Source organism: Paenibacillus sp. FSL H8-0104 (assembly GCF_038050215.1).
Classification (GTDB): domain Bacteria; phylum Bacillota; class Bacilli; order Paenibacillales; family Paenibacillaceae; genus Paenibacillus; species Paenibacillus amylolyticus.
Map to the genome: position 1 here is coordinate 54,796 of NZ_JBBOTC010000002.1, position 25,089 is coordinate 79,884.

Annotated in this window: 21 protein-coding genes; 5 read left to right on the forward strand and 16 right to left on the reverse strand. The window is 41.5% G+C overall.

Annotation, left to right across the window (positions count from 1 at the left end; genetic code table 11):
• Positions 1–799: 799 nt before the first annotated feature.
• From NST38_RS30825 to NST38_RS30835, 3 genes are all read right to left on the reverse strand, one after another.
• The gene (locus NST38_RS30825; protein ID WP_341344334.1) at positions 800–3,625 is read right to left on the reverse strand and encodes an S-layer homology domain-containing protein; all 2,826 of its coding nucleotides are present in this window, start codon (positions 3,623–3,625) and stop codon (positions 800–802) included.
• 495 nt (positions 3,626–4,120) lie between these two features.
• Complete coding sequence (locus tag NST38_RS30830) at positions 4,121–4,414, reverse strand: hypothetical protein (RefSeq protein WP_341344335.1); 294 nt, start codon at positions 4,412–4,414, stop codon at positions 4,121–4,123.
• Between the two features lie 588 nt (positions 4,415–5,002).
• Positions 5,003–5,980: a DnaA N-terminal domain-containing protein gene (locus tag NST38_RS30835; RefSeq protein ID WP_341344336.1), complete on the reverse strand. Its 978-nt coding sequence runs from the start codon at positions 5,978–5,980 to the stop codon at positions 5,003–5,005.
• Positions 5,981–6,854: 874 nt separating this feature from the next.
• Here NST38_RS30835 and NST38_RS30840 point away from each other — a divergent pair.
• The 5 genes from NST38_RS30840 to NST38_RS30860 all read left to right on the forward strand — a co-directional run bounded on the left by NST38_RS30840 (position 6,855) and on the right by NST38_RS30860 (position 10,585).
• Positions 6,855–7,343 carry a DUF5662 family protein gene (locus tag NST38_RS30840; protein WP_341344337.1) on the forward strand — a complete coding sequence of 163 codons (489 nt, stop codon included), beginning with the start codon at positions 6,855–6,857 and terminating at the stop codon, positions 7,341–7,343.
• Positions 7,344–7,806: 463 nt separating this feature from the next.
• Positions 7,807–8,232 (forward strand): hypothetical protein, encoded by a 426-nt coding sequence (locus NST38_RS30845; protein WP_341344338.1) that lies wholly within the window; start codon positions 7,807–7,809, stop codon positions 8,230–8,232.
• The gene (locus tag NST38_RS30850; RefSeq protein WP_341344339.1) at positions 8,229–8,789 is read left to right on the forward strand and encodes a hypothetical protein; all 561 of its coding nucleotides are present in this window, start codon (positions 8,229–8,231) and stop codon (positions 8,787–8,789) included. Before NST38_RS30845 ends, NST38_RS30850 begins: the two co-directional genes overlap by 4 nt.
• Positions 8,790–8,910: 121 nt before the next feature.
• Complete coding sequence (locus NST38_RS30855) at positions 8,911–10,164, forward strand: ParM/StbA family protein (protein ID WP_341344340.1); 1,254 nt, start codon at positions 8,911–8,913, stop codon at positions 10,162–10,164.
• An 82-nt stretch (positions 10,165–10,246) separates the two neighbouring features.
• Positions 10,247–10,585, forward strand: coding sequence for a hypothetical protein (locus tag NST38_RS30860; protein WP_341344341.1), 339 nt, complete (start codon positions 10,247–10,249; stop codon positions 10,583–10,585).
• Positions 10,586–10,784: 199 nt separating this feature from the next.
• On the opposite strand, the gene NST38_RS30865 is transcribed toward NST38_RS30860, so the two are convergent.
• The 13 genes from NST38_RS30865 to NST38_RS30925 all read right to left on the reverse strand — a co-directional run bounded on the left by NST38_RS30865 (position 10,785) and on the right by NST38_RS30925 (position 25,089).
• On the reverse strand, positions 10,785–11,360 hold the full coding sequence (locus NST38_RS30865; protein ID WP_341344342.1) for a hypothetical protein: 576 nt from the start codon (positions 11,358–11,360) through the stop codon (positions 10,785–10,787).
• Entirely contained in the window at positions 11,353–12,165 is an 813-nt protein-coding gene (locus NST38_RS30870; protein WP_341344343.1) for an ImmA/IrrE family metallo-endopeptidase, read from the reverse strand. The genes NST38_RS30865 and NST38_RS30870 overlap by 8 nt, the downstream gene beginning before the upstream one ends.
• 12 nt (positions 12,166–12,177) lie before the next feature.
• Positions 12,178–12,525, reverse strand: coding sequence for a helix-turn-helix domain-containing protein (locus tag NST38_RS30875; protein ID WP_341344344.1), 348 nt, complete (start codon positions 12,523–12,525; stop codon positions 12,178–12,180).
• A gap of 402 nt (positions 12,526–12,927) precedes the next feature.
• Positions 12,928–15,801 carry a DUF5704 domain-containing protein gene (locus tag NST38_RS30880; RefSeq protein ID WP_341344345.1) on the reverse strand — a complete coding sequence of 958 codons (2,874 nt, stop codon included), beginning with the start codon at positions 15,799–15,801 and terminating at the stop codon, positions 12,928–12,930.
• 68 nt (positions 15,802–15,869) lie between these two features.
• Positions 15,870–16,034 (reverse strand): hypothetical protein, encoded by a 165-nt coding sequence (locus tag NST38_RS30885; RefSeq protein WP_341344346.1) that lies wholly within the window; start codon positions 16,032–16,034, stop codon positions 15,870–15,872.
• A gap of 288 nt (positions 16,035–16,322) precedes the next feature.
• Positions 16,323–17,546 (reverse strand): S-layer homology domain-containing protein, encoded by a 1,224-nt coding sequence (locus NST38_RS30890; RefSeq protein ID WP_341344347.1) that lies wholly within the window; start codon positions 17,544–17,546, stop codon positions 16,323–16,325.
• Between the two features lie 175 nt (positions 17,547–17,721).
• Positions 17,722–18,696, reverse strand: coding sequence for a hypothetical protein (locus NST38_RS30895; RefSeq protein ID WP_341344348.1), 975 nt, complete (start codon positions 18,694–18,696; stop codon positions 17,722–17,724).
• Positions 18,683–19,234 (reverse strand): hypothetical protein, encoded by a 552-nt coding sequence (locus tag NST38_RS30900; protein WP_341344349.1) that lies wholly within the window; start codon positions 19,232–19,234, stop codon positions 18,683–18,685. Before NST38_RS30900 ends, NST38_RS30895 begins: the two co-directional genes overlap by 14 nt.
• 24 nt (positions 19,235–19,258) lie before the next feature.
• Positions 19,259–19,642: a hypothetical protein gene (locus NST38_RS30905; protein ID WP_341344350.1), complete on the reverse strand. Its 384-nt coding sequence runs from the start codon at positions 19,640–19,642 to the stop codon at positions 19,259–19,261.
• A gap of 81 nt (positions 19,643–19,723) precedes the next feature.
• Entirely contained in the window at positions 19,724–20,188 is a 465-nt protein-coding gene (locus tag NST38_RS30910; RefSeq protein WP_341344351.1) for an ABC transporter permease, read from the reverse strand.
• Between the two features lie 61 nt (positions 20,189–20,249).
• The gene (locus tag NST38_RS30915; RefSeq protein WP_341344352.1) at positions 20,250–22,337 is read right to left on the reverse strand and encodes a hypothetical protein; all 2,088 of its coding nucleotides are present in this window, start codon (positions 22,335–22,337) and stop codon (positions 20,250–20,252) included.
• Positions 22,334–24,226, reverse strand: coding sequence for a pilus assembly protein CpaF (locus NST38_RS30920; protein ID WP_341344353.1), 1,893 nt, complete (start codon positions 24,224–24,226; stop codon positions 22,334–22,336). Before NST38_RS30920 ends, NST38_RS30915 begins: the two co-directional genes overlap by 4 nt.
• Entirely contained in the window at positions 24,226–25,089 is an 864-nt protein-coding gene (locus NST38_RS30925) for a MinD/ParA family ATP-binding protein (RefSeq protein WP_341344354.1), read from the reverse strand. Before NST38_RS30925 ends, NST38_RS30920 begins: the two co-directional genes overlap by 1 nt.

The following is a 25,089-nucleotide window of genomic DNA, read 5'->3' on the forward strand; positions in this document are numbered from 1 at the left end:
CAGCCATTCGCTACAGCCCTCTATCTGATTAACAAAGCATAAATTCTTCGTAGTAAATATTGTCCCATTACACGAATCTCCGCTATAGCGTTTATGCTGGATTAGCATAGCGTCAAGCGGCATGAGCAGGTATAGCGACGTAAAGCATTCCCGACAGTGGTATGAGATGTAGCGGTCACATTGGCTATGTATCTTGGCTATCTCACCGCTCAATTCGCTCGTTGGATCATTCGGCTGCTTAGATTAAGATGGATCTAGAAATACTTAATCTCTGAGTAGTATATATTAATCGCGATATGCGGCATGTAATGATCTCTCCATGTTAGAGAAGATGAATCAGCATACAGGTTCGCATAGGGTAATTAAGGAACAAGTTGAGTAGAGGAGAGTGAGGGATTTCTGTCCGTCTAACTAAAAACATGTAACTGTACTTTCTATTGAATGAGTTTGAGAAAACTAAAGGCTATCCCCCGGGCTCCTTTAATCAAAGAATCGTATAAGTTTGACCGCTTTTAAGAGAGTGAAATCTAATGCACAGAATTATTAACATATATATGCTAAAAAATGTATAAATTATTTAAGCATTGTTTAATCAAAAATTAAATCAGAATAATATTGTTACAAAAAATGAAGAAATTCTTACATTATTAATTTATATAGAATTAAATAATGAAAAATTTTCACATTTTATAATTATATAAATAATTAGTTATTGTGTGTGCATATTTTGTTGTATTTATTTATCATTTATTTTACAAAAAAACACCGAGATATTTAATTCTCGGTGTTTAAGTCGAAACTAGTTGTTCAAAAAATTAAGCATTCTGTCGATCATCACGGCTGCTTCAGCACGAGTGATTTCACGCTTAGGATAGAAGCTGTTATTTTGACCCTCTACGATCCCGTTGGATTTCAGCAACATAACAGAAGACTGGGCCCAAGCAGCAATTTCTGTATCATCCATGAAGTTCTTCTCACCTACACTGGTTTTAAAGTTATTCTTCTCCAAGATGTTTGCGATCATCACGGCCGCTTGCTCTCTAAGAATGGATACATTCGGGCGAAAAGTCCCGTCCGTAAATCCTTTCGTTACTCCCGCATCCAGCGCTGCCAATAGTTCTTCAGCATACCAGGCCTTTTCATTGAGGTCCTTAAATGCTTGTACATTGGAACTGGAATTTTTGTAACCCATCGCACGTGTTGTCATGATCGCGAACTCTGCACGGGTAACTTTTTGGTTCGGACCAAATGTACCGTCTGTATAACCTTTTAAGATCCCGGCAGCTGTCAGATGTTTAATGGCTTCTTCTGCGAAGTTTCCGGAGATATCGGAGAAGGTTGTATTGTTTTCAACTTCAGTTCCTTTATCGTCTGTAGATCCTTCACCTTCAGTAGGATCTACGGCAGTTCCAGGAACAGAACCTTGATTACCAACTGTCGGAGTTGTAGTACTTCCTCCAGTTGATCCTCCACTAGTTCCATTACTACCAGTAGATCCGCCGTTATTTCCGCCAGTGGAAGGAGGAGTAGTTGTCCCAGTGTCTCCACCTGGTGTTGTTCCAGGAACAGTTGCGCCGCTGCCGTCAGCCGGCGTGTCCACACTTACTTGTTCGTGTGCTACAACTTCTTCTGTACCGTTAGCTTTAAGCACTACAGCTGTGATGTCGTATTGATATTTTTTGCCTGGCTCAACACCAGTTTCAACAAATTTCAACATACCGTTAACAGGAGTTTGAATTCCCAAATCACGGGACTCACCCGTTGCTGCATTGTAATACGTTACCTTATAGGTTCCATCACCCAGCGGTACTGCTTTGGTTTGTGGATTACGTTCCGTATACATCACGGCACCATCAATAACTTTGTAGTTGAACGTGATTGTACCTTCCATTGGTTCAGACGGTGTAACCACAATGCTTTGTGGAGTTGCAGGTGTCGTAATCGTAATTACATTAGAGGACAATGTACCCCACTGGTTACCAGCTACAACTTTATACGTATGCGTTTCTTTTGGACCAACATTGTTGTCATTCACAGCGTTCAAGCTACCAGACCATACTTTGTAGTTTCCGTCTCGGTACACATCGTAATGCGTTGCGCCTGTGACTGTTGACCAGCTAAGACCTACACGATTATGAGAAACGCGATTCGCTTTAACGACGAGATCGCCTGTAGGGGCCTCGCCCTCAATCGGTTCATTTGGAATAGTTACGATGATAACGGCTTCCTTACTCATCATTGCACCTTTGTATGCTGCTACTCGGTAAGTGTAAGTTGCGCCTGGTGCTATGTCGTCTCCGTCTTCAGACCACCATGTACCCATGGGTATCCCGATTGACATCCCATTACGAGTAATGAGATATTCGTCGGCCCCTTCGACAGCATCCCATTCCAACCGGATGTTGTTATACTGTAGATCCGTTACTCTAAAGTTAACGGGGTACGGCAGTTGAGCAACTAGTGTTGTTGCACTAGCAATTGCAGGACCACTTTCAATCGTACCGTTCGATGCATATACAAAATATTCGTAAGTTGTACCACTAGGCAGGTTTGTATGTGTGAAGGTTGTTAATGGACCCTCATAAATGATAGCTTGACCTTGCTTAATGATATAGTTTGTTGCTCCCTCGACAGCGTCCCAAGTCAGCTTAATGGATGTTGCTTTTGGTGTTGCTTCCAAATGAAGAGGTACATCCAGGAATACAGGTGTTTCTGGATTAGCCGTTACGGTAACCGTGACGGAAGGGGAAGCGGCACTTGTGTTACTTCCATCAACTGATTTAACGGTGTACTGATAAGTTTCACCCTCTACAGCCGTTGTATCGGTATACTCCAAAGTTGCAACAGAGCCGATATTAACGCCATTTCGTTGAATCTTGTAAGTCACTACACCATTTGAGGCTGGCCAAGTAATTTTCACATTACCTGCTTCTGTGCTAACCACTGTAGGTTGGCCGGGGACTTGCATGGGCTCAGGCTTTGTCACGATCTGCATCGAAGCTTGCTCGCCTTCTTCAATACTAGTTTCGGTGTATTTAACTGCTCTTACGTAAACGGTATATGGACGATCCGAGCCCAGGTTTTCTGCGGTTACAGTAAGGTTAGGACCATTGTAAACTTGATTGTTATTTACCATAACCCAGTATGCGGTTGCACCTTCCACGGCATTCCAACTGATCGAGGCGGAGTTGTGAGTTGTCTCTGCTATTAATCCAGTTGGAGCCGGCATCTTATCTGGGTCTTTTGTTTTTACGGTTTGAAATTGTTGTCCGCTTTCGCCTTCAGCATTAACAGCATTCAAAGTAACCACATAATACTTGTCTGGCGTTAATCCAGTGTATGTATAAGCCAAGTCAGGACCGCTGTACACGACTTGACCATCTACCATGACTTTATATTCGGTTGCTTCCTCTACAGAATCCCAACTTACAGTAAGTGAGGTTTCGTCTGTAGTTACTTTGAAGTTTCTAGGAGCTGAAGGTTTGCTTGCTGCAGCAGTTAACATAGACTCGCTGCTAGAGTTGAGTTGGACTAGATTATCTCCCGCTCTGAATGAGCCGTTCTCTGCACTTACTTTACTTTCTCCCCAGAAGGGTGCACTGCCTAACACTAAGCTTGCTGACAAAGTAACAGCTAAAATCTTACCAAGCCTTTTCCTCATTCGTTAAAATCTCCCTTACACAAAATTTCGAATCAATTTCCAGTAAGATCTAGTCCTTTATGTATTGGTTTTGTCACAAAACTCCCTTCAATACGATCTATACGTAGGCACATAGAACCAACACAAAATAACAAGAAATGAAGAAACAAATCTATTAACTTCATTCAAAAACATTGTACAATCAACACATTATATTATTTTTTTGTGTAGATAGCCAATAGATTTATGAAAATTTGCATACACACCTGTTCAGATTTGTTAAACAAAACGCACCAAAGTCCTATAGTCCTGAGACCTAGTTTTGTCATTATTTTTTTCCAAACAAAAAAGAACCGGTCGAGGATAAATTCGCGATCAGTTCCAGGTATTGGTGGGATAGAAGGGGAGATTTGTAGGCATTTTTATTCCAGTTTATAAAAAAAACGGTCCCAATTGCAGGGCCGTTTTTTTTGGGGTTTATTACAAGATTTCGTCGAGAGTGCGTTTAAAGTCATTCATTTCTTCGATACCGATGTGATACTTTACGAGAAAAGCATTTCGTCCTTCGCCTGGAATAGAGACGATGATCTGTTCGTGTGGAATATTTTTGAACAATGGTTGCGCAGCTCGGATATCAGAAGCGGTTGCATAGTCATTAAAATCATCAAACAACTGATAAATGTTGAATTGGTTAGCTGTTTCAGATTCCGTGATGATCAAAATATTCCCATTGTTAACCCCTTTGAAGAGCTGGGGATAAGTGATAGTTTGCATATAAAAATTATTCTCCTTTCGGCTTGAGCCGTGTGTATTCGCCATGATCGGCGTGTCGTTTGTTTAGATTCGGTGTAATAAAATGTCATTCTGATTATGTAGTAATCGTAAAAAAGAAAATCAAGAAAGGCAAGTCCTTTATGATCATGCTGATCTGGAGCGAGTATGGTTTATCTGAATTTCTACTCTATAGGGTATCGTTTGAAAGAGAAAGAGAAATTTACTTTTCCAGACCAGAGCGTAGTGAATATGGAGATGTTCTTTTAAGTAATTCTTAAATAAGTACTTCTTTGTGTTAAATTTTTCAACCCCCCTCGTTAAAAATTTTAACTAAACAAACGATTGGAATCATTATGTTGAAAAAATTAACGAAACCATTTCTGTGGATAACTAGTGTTAAAAATTTTAACCAAACGAATTTCCTTATGTTAAAAAAATTAACCAAGACTTATGTTAAAATTTTTAACCAAACAAAATTTATCCCCAGTTTCATTATGTTAAAATTTTTAACCAAATGAAGATGAGGGGGGAAAGGGGAGACAAGCAGAATGAAAAAATAAAAAAAGCGGGAAGATTCTCCCGCTTTTTTTAAATAAAGAATTGTTCTGCTGTTTTAATAACGATAGGACGTTCGAGTCCAGCGTAGTTTTTGATGCTATCCTCCAACAAATCCCTATAATTTCGGTTGAGCCATTCGCTAGCCATCTCGTGGCTGACGATGATAAAGTTTTTGCCTTCCTGAATAAGGAGATAGGCTCCTCCGAACCAGGTCTGAAAAGACACTTTAGTAATCTTGGTCTGTATGAAGGAACAAGTTTCTTCCCATAACCGAATTTCTTCGACCGATCGCGATGCCTTGGCTTCTTCACTTTGTCGCTCCAGGTGTTCTTTGATGCCCGTTCCAATAACAACGGGTGCTGGTTTACGTTCGAAACCTTGATTCTCGATCGTTTTAACTGGGGAAACCTCTGGAACATTTTCGGCGAGTTCAATATCATAGGACTCGCTCAAATTTAAAATATATGCATTATGACTTTCTCGAATAGATTCTGGTAACTGAGCAACTAAATCTTCACTGAGCATTGGAATGCTTGCTCGGACTTTGACTCGTGTAGACTCATTCATACCTGATTTCTTTTTGCTTTCTGCCCAAAATCGCATAACAAAGGCATACGATTCTAAGATGTCCAGGTATTTCGAAAGTGTCTGCCGGCTGATTCCCATCATTTCGGCCATATTATCGATAGACCGGAATGGCATATCGTTGTTGATGCACATGCGATGGTAATTGATATAAACCATTGTAGCTTGAAATCCCAGAATGGGCTGCCAGTAATCCAGGATATAATTTTCGATGATGGTTTTATTCCCGGTTCTTGCGACTAACGATTGGCCGAATCCTTCAAGACTGAATTGGGCAACTTCGCTGGCTGTGTAATAGATTTTTTTGTTTACTGTTACAAGATCCTCGATCTCTTGATTATTGCGTTTTCTCTTACGTGACACCTTTTCTCCAGTATCGACATAGCGGAAATAGGTGACACTTTCACTACCTTGTTGTTTCACGGAATTACCCTCCCAAAATTGACAAAAGGGCGATTTATCCGCTATACTTACCTTAACTATAAAGTTGAATGTTTATATTCTCCCTTCCTTTAAATTTAGTCGTTTTTAGGTTGGTGAGTATAGCGATGATCATCGCCGGAGCCATTCCCTACTGCGAAAGGGGATGGCTCTTTTTCTTTGTTCATCATATTACCACAATTCCTAACATTTGCGAACGTAAGATGTTAATACCAATATCTTGACAATGTTTGCGAATAATGTTACTTAGCAATAGGTCATATTCCCCATTTTATCTATATCGGAATTTTTGTTAAAAGCTGTTATAAATACACATTATTTTTTTCTGCTGGCAAAGATAAAAAGCCCATACGGAGGACCGTATGGGCTTCTTATGCATTCGTGGAATACGTTCATTTTTCAATTTCTTTTCTGGATATTTAAAATGTGTTTAGGCTTTATGCATTGACGTGTTCATACCCAGACAAACCACATCTGGAAAATGTCATCATACTCGAATCTGGTCTGGATATAGAATTTCTTCTTTTGTCAGTATGAAGTAATCACCGGACACAGATCTTCGAATTTTATATCTTTTTTGAATGGTTCGCTGGTGCGGATTTTCTTCATGCTGATTTTAAATAAAATAATCATAAATATACTTCAATTGTTTAACAAATTGTTGAGTGAACAACGTTTTAGATTTATATTTTGTTGAGAATTTAGATTATTTAAGTATACTGAGAGATAGACATTGTGCAATGATTATACATTCAAGAACCTCCAATGTGAGGGAAGGTAGAAAGACGAAAGGCTACATACACGCCGATTCAATGGTTCTAACCCACCCAAAAAACACTGAAAGGATGAAAGAACGATGAGGGAAATGACCAAAAAAGTGGTCTATACCGAGCAGGACTATGTAAGAGACACTCATACTCATATTGAAAATGTGCAGAGATATATGCAGGTGTTCGCAGCTCAACTCCATGCTAGATCGATGGTTCATGATAAATCCAAACTGGAAGAACCGGAAAAAAGTATTCTCCATCAGAACACAGTAGAGTATAAGAGTTATAAGATTGGTAGCCCGGAATATAAAGCTCATTTGAAAAAAGTAAAGGTTGCGCTTGATCATCATTACGCAATGAATTCTCACCACCCGGAGCATTACAAAAATGGCGTAGCCGGTATGGATCTCCTGGATATCGTAGAAATGTTTTGTGACTGGATGGTTGCGTGTAGGGAGCATGGGGATGGGGATATCGTTCTCTCGATTTTGGAGAACAGGAAGCGATTTGGTTACTCGGATGAAGTAACTCAAATATTGGTCAATACGGCAGCTCGTTTTGCGAAAGTGGAATGAGTAAAAAAGCATCTTTACTTAGTCACTAGAGTATGAGAAAGCAGAGAGACACACGCGAAATATAAAACGTGTGTTTTTATTTATGAAATAAAAACTTAATTAATGTGATATTTAATGAGCAATTTTATCATATAAATATACATATTTTATTTATTTGAAATATTATATGAAATATAATGTGATATATATAATGAAATTATTACTCGATTCAAATAATGCAGTAATTTGTTGCAATTTGTTAGAAATAAATAATGAAAAATATTCCACATTCAATACACATTACTTGCTTGGACGGAAGTACCATGGTACAATATTCCTGAAGCGAGTAAGAGTCTGTGGAAGGCAAGTATCTAGAGTCTTCATGACTCCTTACATATAAAAGGAGAGACGAAAATGATCTCAAACTTCGCCTCTGTAACTACTTGGAGCGATTGTTCAATGAGAAGCAGAAGTGTGATCCGTCATGCTTAATCCGATTTCAGTGGATCTACGACAATTACATGCGAACCGATTTGAAGTTAAAGAGGGGCGTTATTTTTTGGATGGTTGCGAAGTTTCTGCAGATGAAGCCATTACTTCACTAGCCATCAGTGTACAAGCTCTTGGAGATCAAGTTGAGTGTCAGAAGGGCGTACCTGAAAAGAAAGGTTATGCAGATAGTCAATTGATCGATTGGCTGCTAAATCAAAGTGGTGTATCGTGCTACCAAATTAGTAAGAAATCCAAAATAGGAGAATCGACACTTTCACGTATATCGAACGGTGAGACTTCTATGCATTCTATACGTTTCGGTACGGCCATTAAATTGACAGAATACGCCAGAAGGATACAGGACGAACGGATGGGTTCCGGAAAGGTGAATTTGGAGAAAGGAATTGATATACAATGAGTGAGACTCGTAAGCGTCTTTCGTTCTATGAATCAGAGTCAGAGGAAATTAGAAATTGGTGCAAAAATCAGTCTTCTTTGGGAAAGAGTCTTGAACTTATTATAGTAGATGCAATACGTAACTATGGAAAAGGCGACGTGATTAGCGCGTACTTAAATTTTAGGGCGATGGAAATGGACTCAAAGGGTGCGCCACATTATTTCCCGCCAGCTGCTATACCTACTTCGTCGGAAGCGAGTCAGGTTATTTCGTCTTCAAGCCAATCAAATCCAGCAACAAATCAATCACAGCCTGATCTTAATCTGAACAGAGATACATTCACTCAGGGTGAGAGCATGTCAAATGCTCAACATAGTTCTGGTGGATTTATAGAGCCAGAAAGGAATTCGACAGAACAACCTAAACCTAGTGACTTCAGAGAAGAAAGGAATCTGTACACAGAGGATAATCACTCAGAAGATCAGAATATTGGCAACAACAACGATGATCATGACGACGATGATGATTACGATCCAATCGCAATATTACTCGGCGATGCGGGAAGTCGTTTAGATTAGAACGGAAACGATTCAATATGAAAAGTCGTAGTGTGACATCAAATTCGACGGTTCCGGAAAATAATGATTGGTACATGAACTTTTATTAAAATGCATGTGCAAAAAGGGAGAAGAGATTACTATGGCGAAAACGGCTGTTGAACCAATTAAAGCGGGACTCGATTTGGGAAATGGTTACGTTAAAGCAAATCTTAATGGGCGAGTTAGAGTATTTCCAAGTATCGCCGTTAAACAGTTTAATCCAGATGCGCCTGCGGTTACTGCTGATGGAATAGGCTCTGTGGTAAATGACGTCATCAATCAAATGGATTTGAGTTTTATCAGTCCATTGATTAAATCGACTGAGCGTCGTTTATTCGGTGAAAGAGCACTAAAAACAGGTAAAAGCCTAGAAGAATTTGATGTGTATGCTCGGACTGGTAAGTCTGAAGTAGATCTATCTGGGGTACTTGCTCTGGCTACAATTGCGGCAGACCGTCTGCAAGATCATTATGAGAAGACAGGAGCTTTACCAGATGGTGGTGTAATGAAAGTTAATGTTGATCTCGCGACGGCATTACCGATCCAGGAGCATAAATATCATATGAAGCGTTACAAAGATGCGTACTTGAATAGTGGACAAGCTCATATTGTCACCTTCCACAACTTCGAAAATCCGGTTCGTGTTGAAATCATTTTCGATTACGTAATCGTCATCAACGAAGGGGAGTCCGCACAGTACGGCTTGATGTTTGCAAAACAAGAAATGTTAGATATGATCCTTAAAGAAGCACTCAAAAGTTACCCGAACGGAGAGTTGGATGGGATTACGGGTAAAGATCTTGTCGGAGCACCGAATACGCTCGGTATTGACATTGGTGAAGGTACCATTGACTGGGCCGTTTTCACAAACCGCAAATTCAACCCGGATGCTAGTTCCACACTCAAACAGGGCTACGGCATCGTTCTAGAATCTACACTGAGCAAATTGATTGAACAGGGGTATCCTTACCGTTCTAGAAAAGAACTCTCTGAGTTTCTACATTCCAAGCCTTCAGCGTTAGGTAAAATGAAATGGAATCATATCAAAAATATTAATGAGAGCGAAGAAGATCGCTTTGCAGCGTCGATATCGAGTGAGATTAGTAAGGTTTTTGATAAGGTTGCCGGTTTTATCGAGGTCATTTTTGTTTTCGGTGGCGGTGCGACACCGCTCGAATGGAGCCTTTTCGGCAAACTACAGGAACGTATTGCTGAATTTGGTGAAAACAATCTGATTCCAATCGTTTATCTGGACAGTGCGTTCTCTCGCTTCCTGAACGTACAGGGTTTGTATCAAGTAGCGCTTCGCTTACGTCCTAATCGTAAAGATGCTGCAGTAGCTGCAGCAAAATAAGAATGTACTGAAAAGGGGGGCGCGAGTTTTAGCCCTCCTTTTCTAGTATTAATTATTTTCGGATGAAAAAGGGGGACTCTATGTGCCGGCGGATCTACCACAAACACAGCACGATCGCCCACAGCGTCAATACCGCAGTACACGCGTGCGTCCTGATGAACAAAAGATCGTGCAAGAACGTGAGAACGCGGGGCAGGCGTCGTCTAAGCAGCAGCCTAAAGAGACAGAGAGGGCAGTTCAAACTGATCCTATCAATGCTATACGTACGCTATTCTTAATTCTTTGTATTTCGCTTGTTGGTTACGCACTCATCCGTGAATATCACAACACGGATACGGAATTACAGCCTGTTCAGCAGGTGGTATCGCCAGATGTGCCGATGACAGATATGAATGGGTTTCAGCCACCGACATACCGATAGGGATATACATATTTTCCCGAATGAATCGCATTACTGATAGTTCGTTGGTGAAAATTCATGCTATATGAAGTTCTCAAAACACAATGGAATGTTAAAGCTACATTTTGGCAATAGTTAGTACCCAAAATTTCATATGTGTGGAGAAATAAAAGGACCAGCTAGTGTTATACAAGCTGGTCCTTTTGTGGAATTGATATTATTATGTGCTTAAATACTGTTGAACCCATGGATGATTCAAAGTATTTTGCTCAAATAGTGCATTTTGCCTTTTGAAGTTTGCTAGCGTCAAATCACAGCGATCAACAACTTGAGTGTAATATGTAGCCGCAGTCTCCCATGAAAACTTATCTTTCATTGCTCCGATGATAAGAAGATCCCAAAAGGTAATTACTACAGTTTTCTTATCAGTTACATCATTGATAATTTCTTTTGCGCCTTTATCGTCACTTATTATAACATCTATATCTAGCCCAACAGCATAAGCGAGGCAATCTAGTTCCCCAGGGTCAAGTCTCGCCCGATTATTCTTCCTAACTTCATTAATAGCTATTCTTTTTGCAGGTTCTATACTTCCCCACATATCTTTAGTTTTAAAAAGATTTACTTCAAACAAATGTGATATTTGAGAGTAGATAGCGGAATGTGTTCTTAATTCTTCATCAACTTTTGGGGTGATATAAAGCTTATCAATGATTGATGGAACGATATGCTTGAAAACATCTCCTTTGACCAGATGAACTATAATGTCAGTATCTGAAATCACCACTTTATTCATTGTGAGGACCATCCTCACTATTGAAATCTATACTTAAAATTCCCTTTAAGTATTCGATTTTTTTTGTTGAGATACGGTTATTAGTAATATTGCTCTTAATGCTATTAATAAACTTATCAGGTACACGACTCTCTGCTAATGGAAGGGATAACAAAGGATTATATCCTGCATCTTTCATCAAATTAATAAGAAAATCTGGATCATTCGCATTACTTACAGATGATAAATCATCACGCTGTGAATCACTAAGAACCCCAATTTTATTTAGCATACGAACTGTTTGTCTGTAACTGGTTTTAAATTTATCCTGAATAGTAAATATGTGTTTAGGCTTTATTTCATTGAAATTGGTTATACCAGTATCAATAACACTTTTAGCAAGGGCTTCTCTAGGAGATATAAAATAATCAGCAAATTTATTTGCAAAAAACTCCATTTTATTAATAGCATCTTTTTTTTCATTTTCATCAAGTTTTTCATGTTCTTTGACTTTATTAAGATCTCTCAATATATGACATAATTCGTGAGCGGCAGTATAGTATTGTCTTCCTAATGGTTCAGATGCATTAATAAAGATCAGCTTTTGCTTACCAGACATTCGAACAAAACCAGATACTTTTAAATCTTTAATCTGAAGTACGTATACATTAAATTTTTCTTCAATAATCTCTATTATATCAAGTGGTTGATCTAGAGGTACTCCAATTTCAGTCCGGATTTTATAGGCAAATTGTTCGGCTTCTGCTTCAAGTTGGATCTTTAATGGGTCAGGTACATCAGTATACTTAAACGATCTCTTAAACATTAGACTTCACTCCTAACTAACTGTGCAAAGCTCAAGCTGGGCGAAGAGCTCTTTTATGATGAGATCAGATCTATCTAATAACTCCTCATTTGAAACTGAATCCTGATCACCATTCCTAAACAAAATGAGTGAATCAAATTCGGACTCATCTACAGAAGTCCATTCTTCGAAAGAAATACCTAAGTAGTCGCTTATTTTCTTTGCTTCAGATAACTTAATAGAGGAGTGACCGAGTTCATAATTAGATATGACACTACGCGTTGTTCCAATTCCATGTGCCAATTCCTCTTGAGTAAATCCAATTTCGTCTCTGTACTGACGCAACCGTTTTCCGATTACTTTATCAGTTAAAGTAGACATTATATTCATCACCTTTTCTAAAATTCTTTACTTAATTGTATAATATTCATACAGGAAAGTATAGTTTTTGTTTGAATATTGAACATTCTATAGTTTAGCCTAATTGTAAAAAAATATTCGCAATTCGTTCGGCTTAGATCGTTGAGAATTTTCACCTTGATGAACACTCTAAGAAGGAATCAGACATGTTCGAGGTGTTGAGAAGTATAGCTTTATCAAATTAGAAGAAGTTTACAGTGTGAGCACATAAAAAGGTGCGCTGGTCTATATGGCTGGGGCACCTTTGTTATTTGGGAAGAGAGTGTGCATATTACATGTCACTACAATGAAATATGCTGCAAATATCTTATGAGGTTAGACAAAGAAACCACCTTCTTAGGTGGTTTCTTTTGTTTATTCCATTTAGTGTGTAACTTCGGCTTGGAAATCATCTTTGTAGGACTTGTCAGCGTTAAAGAATACAATGTCTCCATCTTTCAAAGTGAATGTCCGCCCCCAGGAGTCCTGCACGCTACGGCTAAAGCCTTCCATGTTCCACTGGTTCATCAGAGGAGCGTTGATGTACTGCAGGTGAGGCTGGGTGAGGTTACCGTTTTTAATACTTTCAATATTGAAGTTGAGGATGATATATCCATCCTTCAGGAAGATCGGGTCACGCTTCGTTAAGGCTCCGTTTGTACGACTATACTCGGCTAAGTTAGTTCCGGATTTGACGACGTATGGATCACCTGGTAAGGAATACTGAGCATACCATTTTTGAATGGCGGCGTTTGCCCTTGCGTTATCCACTGAACCCGGTAAGTTTGTTTTCGGTCCGATGAACGTCCGGATCTGTTCCGGGAGGAGCATCAGATTAAAGCCGCCAACCGGCGTTTTCTCCTTGGTGAAGCGTCGAATGTAATCTGAGATAAATAGATCGCGGCTCACACCGTTCATTTCGGCGAAGGTATAGTAATTGTCATACTTATACCGAGCGGTGTCCGTCAGCTCTTCTTCAGGCACATTGCGGAGACGATCGTTCAAGATAACGTATCGTTCTTCGGTATCTTCTTTCGAACCGACTTTGATAAATTTCCGATGATCATCGTCGTAGTAGAGATCAACCGGTGTTTTTGTTTTACCATCCCGGCTAACATACATGAAGCTTGGTGTGATGCGGATTCCGTCTTGTTTGCTAAACATATTACCTTTGGTCTTTAAATCAAATTTAACGTGATAGCCTGTCTTAACGGTTACGTTTTTGGTTCCTTCAAGCGGGTTTTTACCTGGTAAAATCGGTAGCGTAAACGGCTGTCTATTGCCGCGTGTGGCGCCATCGATACCGAGTAGGCCCGTCCAGTAACTATTTCCGGTAGGTGTTACACTGCCGGCTTGCGTCCGGAAGACCATTTCCCAGTTATAATCCGCGATGTCGGTGATATGGAAGTCATACAGACGACCGATAACCTCAACATTGACGGTATCTGAAGCTACATGGTTGATGAGATCAAAGTTTGCGTCCTGCTGCGTTGGCTTTACGTCTGGCGCGTTTTCAGCGATATTCCTGTAGTAAACCGTGTAGTCACCTTCATCGACCCATACGGGCAAGAAGAATTCAGTTGTGAGCTGCCCGACCGGAATGTTGATCCAAGTTTCTTTTGGATAGAACGTTTGCTTGTCTCCGGAATAGACATCGAACTCGAAGTAGACTTCTTTGCTTTTGAAATATTTCGCGTAATCACGGTTTCCGTATCCCGGGTAGTTCAAATGCTGACCGCTCGTCGGGATCGTTACGGTGAACGGACGATCTAGAATGAAGGCCATCCGGCTGTAGTTCGGTGTCGTCTTCTGGTTATGAGCCTGATCGTCTGATGCCGACGAGTAGTTCACAACTGGCGTATGCACGGTCACAGGGTTGATCCCACCTATTGGGTAGGTATCGCCCGGGGCGGCGTTATAATTGGCGCTGAGGGGCTTATACGTGATAGTCCCGCTACTTGCCTGGCTCTGTTTATTAATCTTACTGCTCGGAATCATATTTCCCGGGCTGTAAAGGACATCTCGACTGATTGTCGTTGGGTCCGGAACTCGTGTTGGGTCTTGCGTTTTTTTGTCGACTACACTGCCGTTCATAAGTGTCTGGTTATTAAACACGAGAGTATCGTTATTTACTTTGACTTCTCTAATTCGTTGTTCAGTCATATCTTGGATCTCAGCTTTTTCGCTACTCTCTGGTATTGAAGGTCTTGTTGTTGTACCAGGTATCGTTTTATGTGGAGCCGTATAGTTACCTGGGCCTGGATCTGGAACGTACTTGCCGTTGCGAGTCAGTGTAACGACAGGAGGGACGTAGCCAGCGGGATGTATCGTTATAATCTCTCCATTAAACGCGTAATTTCTGAGCTGTGAGCTGTCGATAGAGTATACACCTAATTTATCTACAACCCAATAAGAGAATGTCCTTTCCACATGTATTGGATAGTCCCGGTTGTCCGGTTCAGATTGTGGATCGGGCAATCTACCATTTCCATTTGGATTGGGTTTTCCGGGGTCCCATGTGAGCGTATAATCCCGTGAGACGGTTAAATCATATGTACATTTTCCGAGCTTCTCTTGGAATTTGTATTGATGTAAATAGTTATTTGCGAGCACATTTCCATATAAACTCTCGGATGTTGGAATGCCTAGCAGCACATCAAAGATTTCTCGATCCCGCTGATCTGCTTTGATTACGGCGCTTGCGTTTGGATTCATTTTTTCTCCTTCGATCACGCGGCCGTCGGTGATGGTGCAGCTATTCGTCGGTGGATCGGGATCAGGACCATCCTCAGTGTATACCCAGTAGTGATCCGGGTATTGATACGAAAAAGAAAGAACACTATAGTTATACGCCGCGTAATAAAAGGCCATTGCTTGAGCACGTGGGTTATTTTCATTGTAAGGGACCATAGCGGCGGTACTATCAGCTGGACGCATGTAATATTTCCTTGCATCCAAATCATGTTCTTGGGTGAAGGTAATTCTTGCAAAATCAAGACTCCGCGTTGGTCCGTCAGTCGCTCCTTGTTCTAATCCAACAACAATTTCTGTAACTGTCGTTGATGGATGGGAACGTCCTGTTATCCCGAGCCCTGCGTTCGTAACTTCTTTACCTGGTATGTCCCGTACTCTATCTTCGCTTGGTGTACTTGGATTTTTTGTTCGAATGATGTTAGATCGGTCATCAATGAATTCCTTTGGAAACATTAGTCCGTCATCGTCATAAAAAGGTTGAGTTCTTGCATATTTGACGGCCATTTTAATTTTTTCTCCTGGAACAATTTTGTAATTTGTACCAGGTTCGTTTCCTATATTACTAAGATCATTTACGTGCCACCACGAAACGTTTTTTCCAGTCGCACTCCAATCACCTGTTGTTTCAGCGCGTGACCAAGCGAACCAAGAACCGTTTGATCCGTTCTCTTTCGATACAACTTCGACTTGTGAACCATTAAAGGAAACGGTTTGGTTAAAGGTTTGCGCATTAACATCGATAGATCTAACGATTTCGTTTCCTTTGTAAAAGACAATTTTTTTAATTGTATTTCCGGAACCGACATTTTCGCTGATTGATGTCGTAGCGGTTGGACTTTTACCAAAGCTGAGCGCAGTTCGGTTTGGGTGAGGTTTAACGCCAGATTCACTATTATATACGATTTCTTTTTTGATCGGTTCGGCTTCAACTTTACCCTGTAACGGCAAAAAAACACCCAGTATACTGCTCGTTAGGAGCAGTATACTGAGTCCGACAAATTTTAAGCGTCGGCGGGGGCTATTCATTACTGGATACCCCGTAGTCGAAGAATTACGCTATCACTTGCAAGGGAACCACTTGTAGGAGTTTCAAGTCTCACAACAAGATCATTACCTTTTTGGACAGTTCCAGACTTTGGAATGATCATAGCGGGGAGATCTTCTAAATTGTTTTGATAAACCATCGCGCTGCCGTTGAGGGTACGTTTGTAGTAAAAGGCATTAAGATCGGGGCTGTTGAAGCCATCCACTCGGAATGTTACCCGTTTTCTATCCAGATATTTATTCGATGCTTTGTTGTAAACTTGTCCACCTTTGAAATACAGGATATAGCTATTTTTTTGATCTTTAACCATCAAATCAGTAATGCTCGGTCTATTATTTGACCATTTCAATTGATTGATATTGGGTAGTAGGGATCGATTAGGATCGTTCGGATCAGCAAGGTCAATAGCGACAAGAGCATCCAGCTTAGCTTGATAGAGCCCATCTTTCGATGTGAGCGTCATTTTACTTTCGTCCCACATTTCCTCGATTGACGTCTTACCGGCACGTTTTACATCGGATTCCGGAGTAACCCACATTTCAGGCATCACGGTAAAGATGTTCGTACCGTGCCAGAGGATTTCAGCACTGCCAACAGCATACTTATCAGCCTCGAGGTATGCGCCGGAGTTTTTCGAAAGAATGCGTTCGATAATGACAACCGCCTGTGCACGTGTGGTCAGTCCTTTTGGAGCGATTTGACCTTTACCGACGCCCTCGATCAGACCCGCTTTCGTAGCTAGATACATCCATTTGTCATCTTCGTTTGTTTTCTCACCGATCGCACGAGCTGCTACGCGAGCCATTTCGTCACGCGTCATTACTTTATTCCAAGCGCTATCATTGTTGGTGTAATCAGCAGAAGCGTAAAGACCCGCGTTGCTTGCAGCGTTAACGTACTGCACGTACCATTTACCGCTCGCTGGAGTAGTTTGGAGTTCCATAGCCGAAACGACCATTTTGACGAACTCAGCGCGTGTAACGCTAACATCCGGCTTGAATTTACCAGTTTCATAACCTTCGATATACCCTTTGGATACACCTTTCTCAATGGCGCTAGCGGCCCAGTGAGTCGCTTTAACATCGGAGAACTGGGTTGATGCTGCGGTAGCAGCCTGTACTTCGGAAGGGGCGCTGCTGATCATACCTACGGTAAGTGCTGCTGCCAGTGCAATTCCTGCGATTTTAGTCATTGTTTTTTTCATATTACTCGCTCCTTTTTATTAGGGATCTCATAATGGGAGAAATCCTACTTTTCTCTATTATTCGGTTGCACCCTTGGGGGCAACGAGGGGTGAACTCTTGTTATCGGCAAATTAACATGAAGAGAACATCACTCACTTATTCTTATATCGTCATCATAAGCTCTATTATTTGCCTCTATTTGGTAAGAGGAAAATAACCATACCTTGCCGCGTCTCTTTCGCTATCAAATCGTTCCTCTACGCGGCCCGGCAGCTTCGATGCGTCACGATCGTAATATTTGATCCCGGTTACCGGATCTGTCGCAGCATAAAGCGTTTTTTTCTTCTGCAGCCGGCCGCCGCCAAACGCGTAGTTGTTGTACGCCTGATCGCCGATGGGAATGCCTTGAACGAAGGCGACAATACCAATATCGTCGATTCCGTTATCCCATTCCTCCTGAGAGATTTGCGGCAGCGTGAAGATGTAATCGACCCCGTAGCGTGTGGCATATTGATTATGCCGATTGATCACATAGGCCAGATCATTTTGTATACCGTTGATAATCGTCTGGCGACGGACGTTATCAAATGTTTGAGGATCTTTCAGCAAGTTGATTTGTGTTTGGCCCACGACTTCGTGTCGTTTTCCTTGAATCCAGCGGTTCGAGCTCTTATCAAAGCTTTTTACGAAGTCGTCGAGAGAAAACTGTATGATGTTCCCTTGTGGATCGGAATATGAGTATGGTTTCTTTGGTGACCAAACCGGGCGAAGCTGAGTATCACCTTTGGTGTCGACGAATGACTCGGTCGAATAGACGTAATATCCATCATAATCGATCACCAGGATTGCTGGTATGTATCCGGCAAGATTTCCGACGGCCACTGCATCGCCGTTAATATCGAAATTTAGAGCCAGTGTGCGATAAAAGCTTTCGACTGCTCGTTCTTTGTTTGCTCTGAAAAACTTCTTCGAGCCATAACCCGGCTCATAATCCTGATCGACGGTATCGTTCATTACATTGGCGGCGTCCTGAACGGCTGTTTTCATCATCACGTCATATCGGTTAGTAAGTTGAATGGCTATCTCTAGATCATTCAATCGCATCGATGAAATTTGAAATAAAGGTAGAAAGATCATAACGAACACGAGTGCGAAGTTAATAATCTTCATTCAGAACCATCCCTTTATAGTTCATTAAGACGGTTGCAGCTTGCTCCGTGTTATCATTCATGAGAAAATCCCAGAGCTCCGTAGCTGCTGTCCGATTGGTATTGGTCAAATTGATACCGATATAGTCGCCCATCTGCATGATGTAGCGCCGTGACTTATCGTCAATCGGCATGGTGTTATTAGGAAACATGACGGGCATGATTTGATCGTTGTAATAGGCAGTATAGTAGGTTGTAAAATCGCCTTGAAATGTTGCTGGGTTAGCCGGATCACTGTAATTTGGACTTGTTAGTTTATGCAAATGCTCGAGCTTCACATCGTATTGATTACCGGTTGCCGCAAGCTGGGTGTTGAAATCGTCCCACATTTGCGGTGTGATATATCCTTTGGTTCGTGCGCTATCAATAAATTGAGTAGAGGCGCTTTGTACAATCGTATTGGCGATCTTATCCTGACTTCGAGCTTGCTCATAGAGCGGGTAAAAGTAGAGCAGAAGAACGGCCATTATGGCAGCGAATGCGCCGGTTACATATTTCATAAGGTCAAAGGCTCCTTTTTGATCCTAAAAGCTAGTAAAAGAAACGTTAAGTATAAAGCCTGACTCATCACGGCTGTAAGTTGCTTTATATTTCTGAGTTAAGTTAATGGCTACAGGGTTAAAAGATGTGTAATTATCAAGCCGGCTGTACAGTACGCCACCCACTTCAATATCCATATCTCGTTCTTCGGTTCGGATCAAATTGACGATCATCGCGCCGCTATAGACTTCTTCACCAGGTATAGCAAGCTGAGCTTTAACCTGTCTATCATTATCAGCGTTAAGTTTATACGCAAGTTCGGTACCATCGTTGATAGCCGTGACGGTATTTACGGCATATGTGCTAGCTCCGAGAAAGAGAAAAAAGAGAGCAGATAGGATCATGAAGCTGCGAATGTTTTTGCCCATTCGGACCTCCTCAAATGTTAGCTATACAAGAGAGTCGCCTCCCCGGTTATGTTCGGGGAAGCGACGGGTTAGGGGTATGTACTATTTAGTTTGAACAAATACAATACCACGAACCATATTATTGGCATCCCGTACTACTGAAGATTTAAATTTACCTGATGGATTGATGTAGTTGCTGTCGGCTTCATCCTGTGCAGGAAGTAAGTTTGTATTTTTTGCGGTTCCATCGATCTCACCTGTGGTTTGGTTAAACGTGTTCCCGTAATAGGTCAATCCGTTTTTACCTGTTTTAACATAGACACCGAATTGTGTTTCGTTGTTAAACTGACGAACAGCGTTCATAACTTGGCTGCCAGAGAGAGTAGTGTTTTCGTAGATGTTGTAACGCGTTTGAGAGAGCTGAGTTTGAATGCTAGAAAATTGCGTTTGACCTTCTTTAACGGCGTCGGTTGACGAAATGAAGAGGGCTACGACGATTGTAATAAAAGCGATTGTTAAAAATACAGCGGCTCCGAGTTTTAGTGCTGCAGTTGCATTACTTCCCATTAATGATAATCTCCTTTAGATATAAGTATGGTTTAAACTAAGTATTAAAAATTAGGGTTTTCTAGAGACGCATAAGCGTAGCAAGAAGGTCTTTCATTTGCCCAAACGATGTGTAAAGGAAAGGCACAACGATATATCCCCCAAGCATGAAATAGATCGGAATGAATCCAATATCTCTCCCCCAACTTGCTTTACTTTCAATTAAGCGGTTCATCGTTTCTTTCTTTTGTTCACGATAGTACTCTTGTTCACTTTCTAGATCTTCAAAGGCTTCTTGAATCGATATACGCTCTACGCTATTTTCCAGACGTTCCACGAGTCGTACAAACTCAGGGTATGGAGCGTCTTGTTTGAGTCTTTGAATGGCAAAGATAGCTCCACTGTCATAGTCGCTCATACACCGTTGTAATGCTGGTTTGAAGATTGTGCTAAATCGTTCCATCCATTGAAGAATCATTCGAACGTCAATACGGTCTAGTTGACTTAAAATGGAGATCAACATGCGAAATTGCTCAACTTCATTTTGCATGTCAATTCGGCGGAATTTTCGTTGGAATAGCATCATCCAAATGGGTGTGTAGTAAGCCAGAGTACCAAGTACTAAAGCGATGACAAGCTCATACCATTTAAAATACTCCGCATCCAGTTGCTCCACTTTGGCAACGATTCGGTTAACCGTTTGGTTGATTTCCGCGGCGCTCGTGATCTCGCCCTGTAGATCGACTTCTTGTCTGACGCGTTCTTTGAGCGCTGCATCGCCTCCTTTCAAGCTATCCATTACACGTCTATCAAATTCGGTTTGTGCCATAGCAGATGCTTGTTCTTCCGGCGTCATTTTTCCGGTCATCAGTCCGCCTTTGTTATACGTCGGCGCGTTCAGAATTTGATGCGTTGTATTCCAGTGCAGACCAATGGCTATAACAATCGTAATAAGTATGGTACTTAGCGCGAGCAACAAGCGCCGGAACGTTAGCCATTGAATTAGCAACGGTGAATTGGAGTCTTTGATAAGTTGTGTGGTTAGAAAATATTTTTTGGTGTGTGGACTTGGAATGAAGCGATCGACCACCAATTTGACGAACTTGTACTCATATATCTTTTTCTCCCATCGTTTACGAGAGGGTTTTGGGATATATTTTGATTCTTCCGTTTCGGCCAGTTTGCGTTCTAAGAGGTAGGCAATAAGGGACACGGCAAACATGGTGAGCTGGATAATATACCCGATACGGCTGCTATAAAAGGAGCTCATGCTCGGAAAATAGGTTTCTGCCCACGTTTGAATAGGAAAGGAGAGCAGGATTGGCGCCAAGGCGATAATAGTTAAACTATTGAGCAGATAGCTAAGGCGTTCCTGCCGAAGAATATCATAGTTGATGTCTTGCACGAATTTTCGGATGGCTCCTAGATAAAGGGAACCTTTGTCTGTGGTCTTATCTCCGAATTCTCCAATCATATGTGCGATACCCGTAAAGACTTTCAAATACCGGTTCGGTGCGACTTCATAGTATCCGTTTAGGGCCCGCTCCGGGTTCCTGGCGGTAAGCACACGATGTATCCGTTCCCCGTGTAGTTTCATATCATGAGAGGCAACCTGAGCTGCCTGATACACTGAATCATCAATCATCTTCGTTGACTGATATTGGGCACGGTTGTCTTCCAGAAAGTCACGAAAATTACGTAGCAGTTGCCTTTCGATTTTATGTACAAACACATCGATCAGCATTCCATTTAAGACGATACAGCCGATAATACCGAGCATGATGATGAGTAAGCTTTTTCCGAACAAGGCTAAGGCCAGGACCAGGAAAAACATAATCAGCAGCGTAATGTAAGTGATGCGCATGGTTTCTTTTCGGAGTGTGAATTCGTTGTATGGATTCACAACAGCAAGTCTTTGCCGAATGCGTCGCACTTGTGTACCGAAAAATGGAATACGAGAAGAATGGACATAGGACTTTTGATAAAACTCAACGAGTTTCGGATGGTCTTTACGGTTACCTCTTCTTTTTTGAGCCATCCATTCCCCAGCATTTATTCGTTCGAACTGGGTTCTTGTTTTCCGTTTATTCAGATACAAAATCAGCATAATGATTCCGAAAATAAGGAGATACGCAACGACAGAGAGCCAGAGGATTGTAGTTATCTTCATGCGGCTTCTGGCCCCCAATACTTATCGAGGAAAGCAAGGAACGCTTTGGCATCTTCTTTTGTCATTTTACTAGCCATAAATTCGACTTTCTTTGCTGTCGGACGGTTGACCGGAACGTAGCCGCCGTTTTTATATTCGATGATGTTGTTTGCTTTCCATGGCTTGCTGGTCTGTGTCTCATAGTAATATAGCTGTCCAAGCGCAATAGCTTTGTGATGATCGATTTTATTTTCTTTCAAGTCATCAGCTATTTTTGAGAATCGGATACTATCTTGCTCGAGAAGAACACACTCTGTGATCCGTTCAATGTATCGCGTACCATTTTGCTCTTTCTCCAAATGCACATCAAAGTTAATCACTTTAGCAACTTGTTCTTCTGCGCTTCGTTCGTCACTGAACGTTCCAGTTTTAAGCAGGGAGTTCCGCAGTGATTCAATTAAATCTCTGATGGTTTTGGCGTGATGACTGAAGATGGTAAATCTACTGGCGACTTGAGCCATTTGAATGATCCAAGCAGCAACAGCATCGGTTGCAACCTCTCCGGCAATACTCACGGAACCATCTGTTTTTTTGGAAACGTCCATACCCTCTTGGCCTGTAATCTTATCGGTTTCTCGGAAAGTGAGTATATTTCGTAAGGGATATAACCGGCGAAGATGAAGCTCAAAGGCCATTTCTTGAATCCGCAAAGGGAACATGCCATAAATGGATTTGACGAGCGCCATCATTAAAGTTGTTTTACCTGAGCCCTGTTCGCCAGTCACTGCGGTAATCTGCTCACCCTTCATCAAGAAGTCAAGATATTGCATCACGATATGGGCGTTTTTTACACGATCTGCAGCAAGTAGACGGTCGATTTTTAGATTCGGTAAGTCAAACTTCCGGATAAAGAAGGCCCAGCTTTCGGCAAATGGAGGACGAACGACAACAACGCGTGATCCGTCATGCATATCATTAACGATAAATGCCTTTGCTTCAGAGAGTTGTCCAGGATTACCGTGTTTGTACACGTTTTGACAAACACGTCGGAGTTCTAATTCAGAACCGAAGCTCAAGAAGGAAAGGTGGACTGATTTACCTCGATAGAACATCCAAATGCTTTCATAAGCTAACGGTACTCTTTCATGCATACTGTTCATCATGTCAATTTCGTGTTCAACGGAATTCATATTGACCGGAATACCGGAAACACCGCCGGAAACACCGTCAATGGTCTGATCTCGAATCTCATCAATTGGACCAAAGCCTTTGTATCGCTGATACACGCGCTGGACAATAATATGGAATTTGTCTTCAAACGAGAGTTGAGGGTTTTCTTGAAGATAAATTTCTTGAATCTCCTCACCCGTGATGATATAGGACGGCGTTTGTCCGTTCTCAATGACTCGCTTGAGTCGCGCGAGATCATACGTTTCAATTAGCTTGCTGAGTCCGTTAATGCCATGTTCTTGTTTATACTGATAGAGCAAAATTTCAAATTTGTCTTGATCGGTTAGTAAATGCTCGTCGTGGAAGGGCAAAATCTGATTGATATTTCGTTCAGTAATGCCATAGTTTCGAGACAGGATGTCATGTATGAATTCTTTCACATAATTCTTGTCTTCGATGCTGCCAGAGTTACATTTATTTAATGATGTATTAAGCACAGCAAGGTCTTCTTTACGACGTTCGTATTCTTCTAGCGAGAGTCCGAGATCCAGTAAGTTTGTGTTCACATAGTCATTGGTCACTTCGGTTACGAATTCGGTTATCGACTCAATATTCAAGTGATCAGCATCAGCATCCTGGTCTCCGACTTCGGCGTTTGGACTCTTACGTAAGAATAAAAACAAACCCACAACAAGCCCTGTGACGATGACAGTGATAATAAGCAAGTTCAGCCAAGGCATCAGGAAGCCCCTCTTTCTTCAGCGTCGATTCGTTTTGTTCTGGAATCAATGCCGATTTCATCGAGCAACTGCTTTGCTGCCCGCTGCACCTCAGATACAAAATCGTAATTGGGGTGTCGGCGTTCGGCTGCTTTGTTCGCTTTATAAAAACCTTTCGTATCACCTTCATTAAACGCGTCTTTAAAGTTGGTGTTATAAGGAACGATTAAGCCTTTAGAACTTTTATATTTTCGCGTTACGTTAGCAGCTTTGTATTTGGAGTGGGGATCGTGCTGGGTGAATAGAAGCACGGTCTTTTTGCCTCTCAGTGTACTTGGCCAATTTTTTTGATTGAAGTAAGCATCAAGCGAGCGCCTCGATTGCGGTAAGCAGACGACCACAATATCCGATGAAGCAATCAATTTCCTGCTTAGCTCACTATCATCTCCAGCAGGGAGGTCGAGCAGGATCACGTTATAATATTTTCTTGCTTGATCGAAAATCGAGCGAATCAAATCGGATGCTGCTTCAAATTTAGCGGTGTCTTTTTGATCTGAACTGCTAAGCAGATCAAGTCTATCTTTTTCGATAATTTGAGCATTGTTTTTAACAGTTCCGCCTTCGAGCTTACCGCTTCTTGCGATTCGGAGCACGGCGTCAAGTCCGGTTCCGGATACATTACGAGCTCCCGTTACTTGACTTAGAGTCCGGCTAAAGTTATTCATCGAGCGAGAGAAGCTTTGTTCGAGTGATGAATCACGATTTTTAGTCTGTGCAATTAAACACCGAATGTGATATTCACTGCCCATAACAGCTGCAAGGGCGGCCATACTACTGGTCTGGCCGCTGCCGTTAAACGGACTCCAGAATGCGATTTGTCCCAA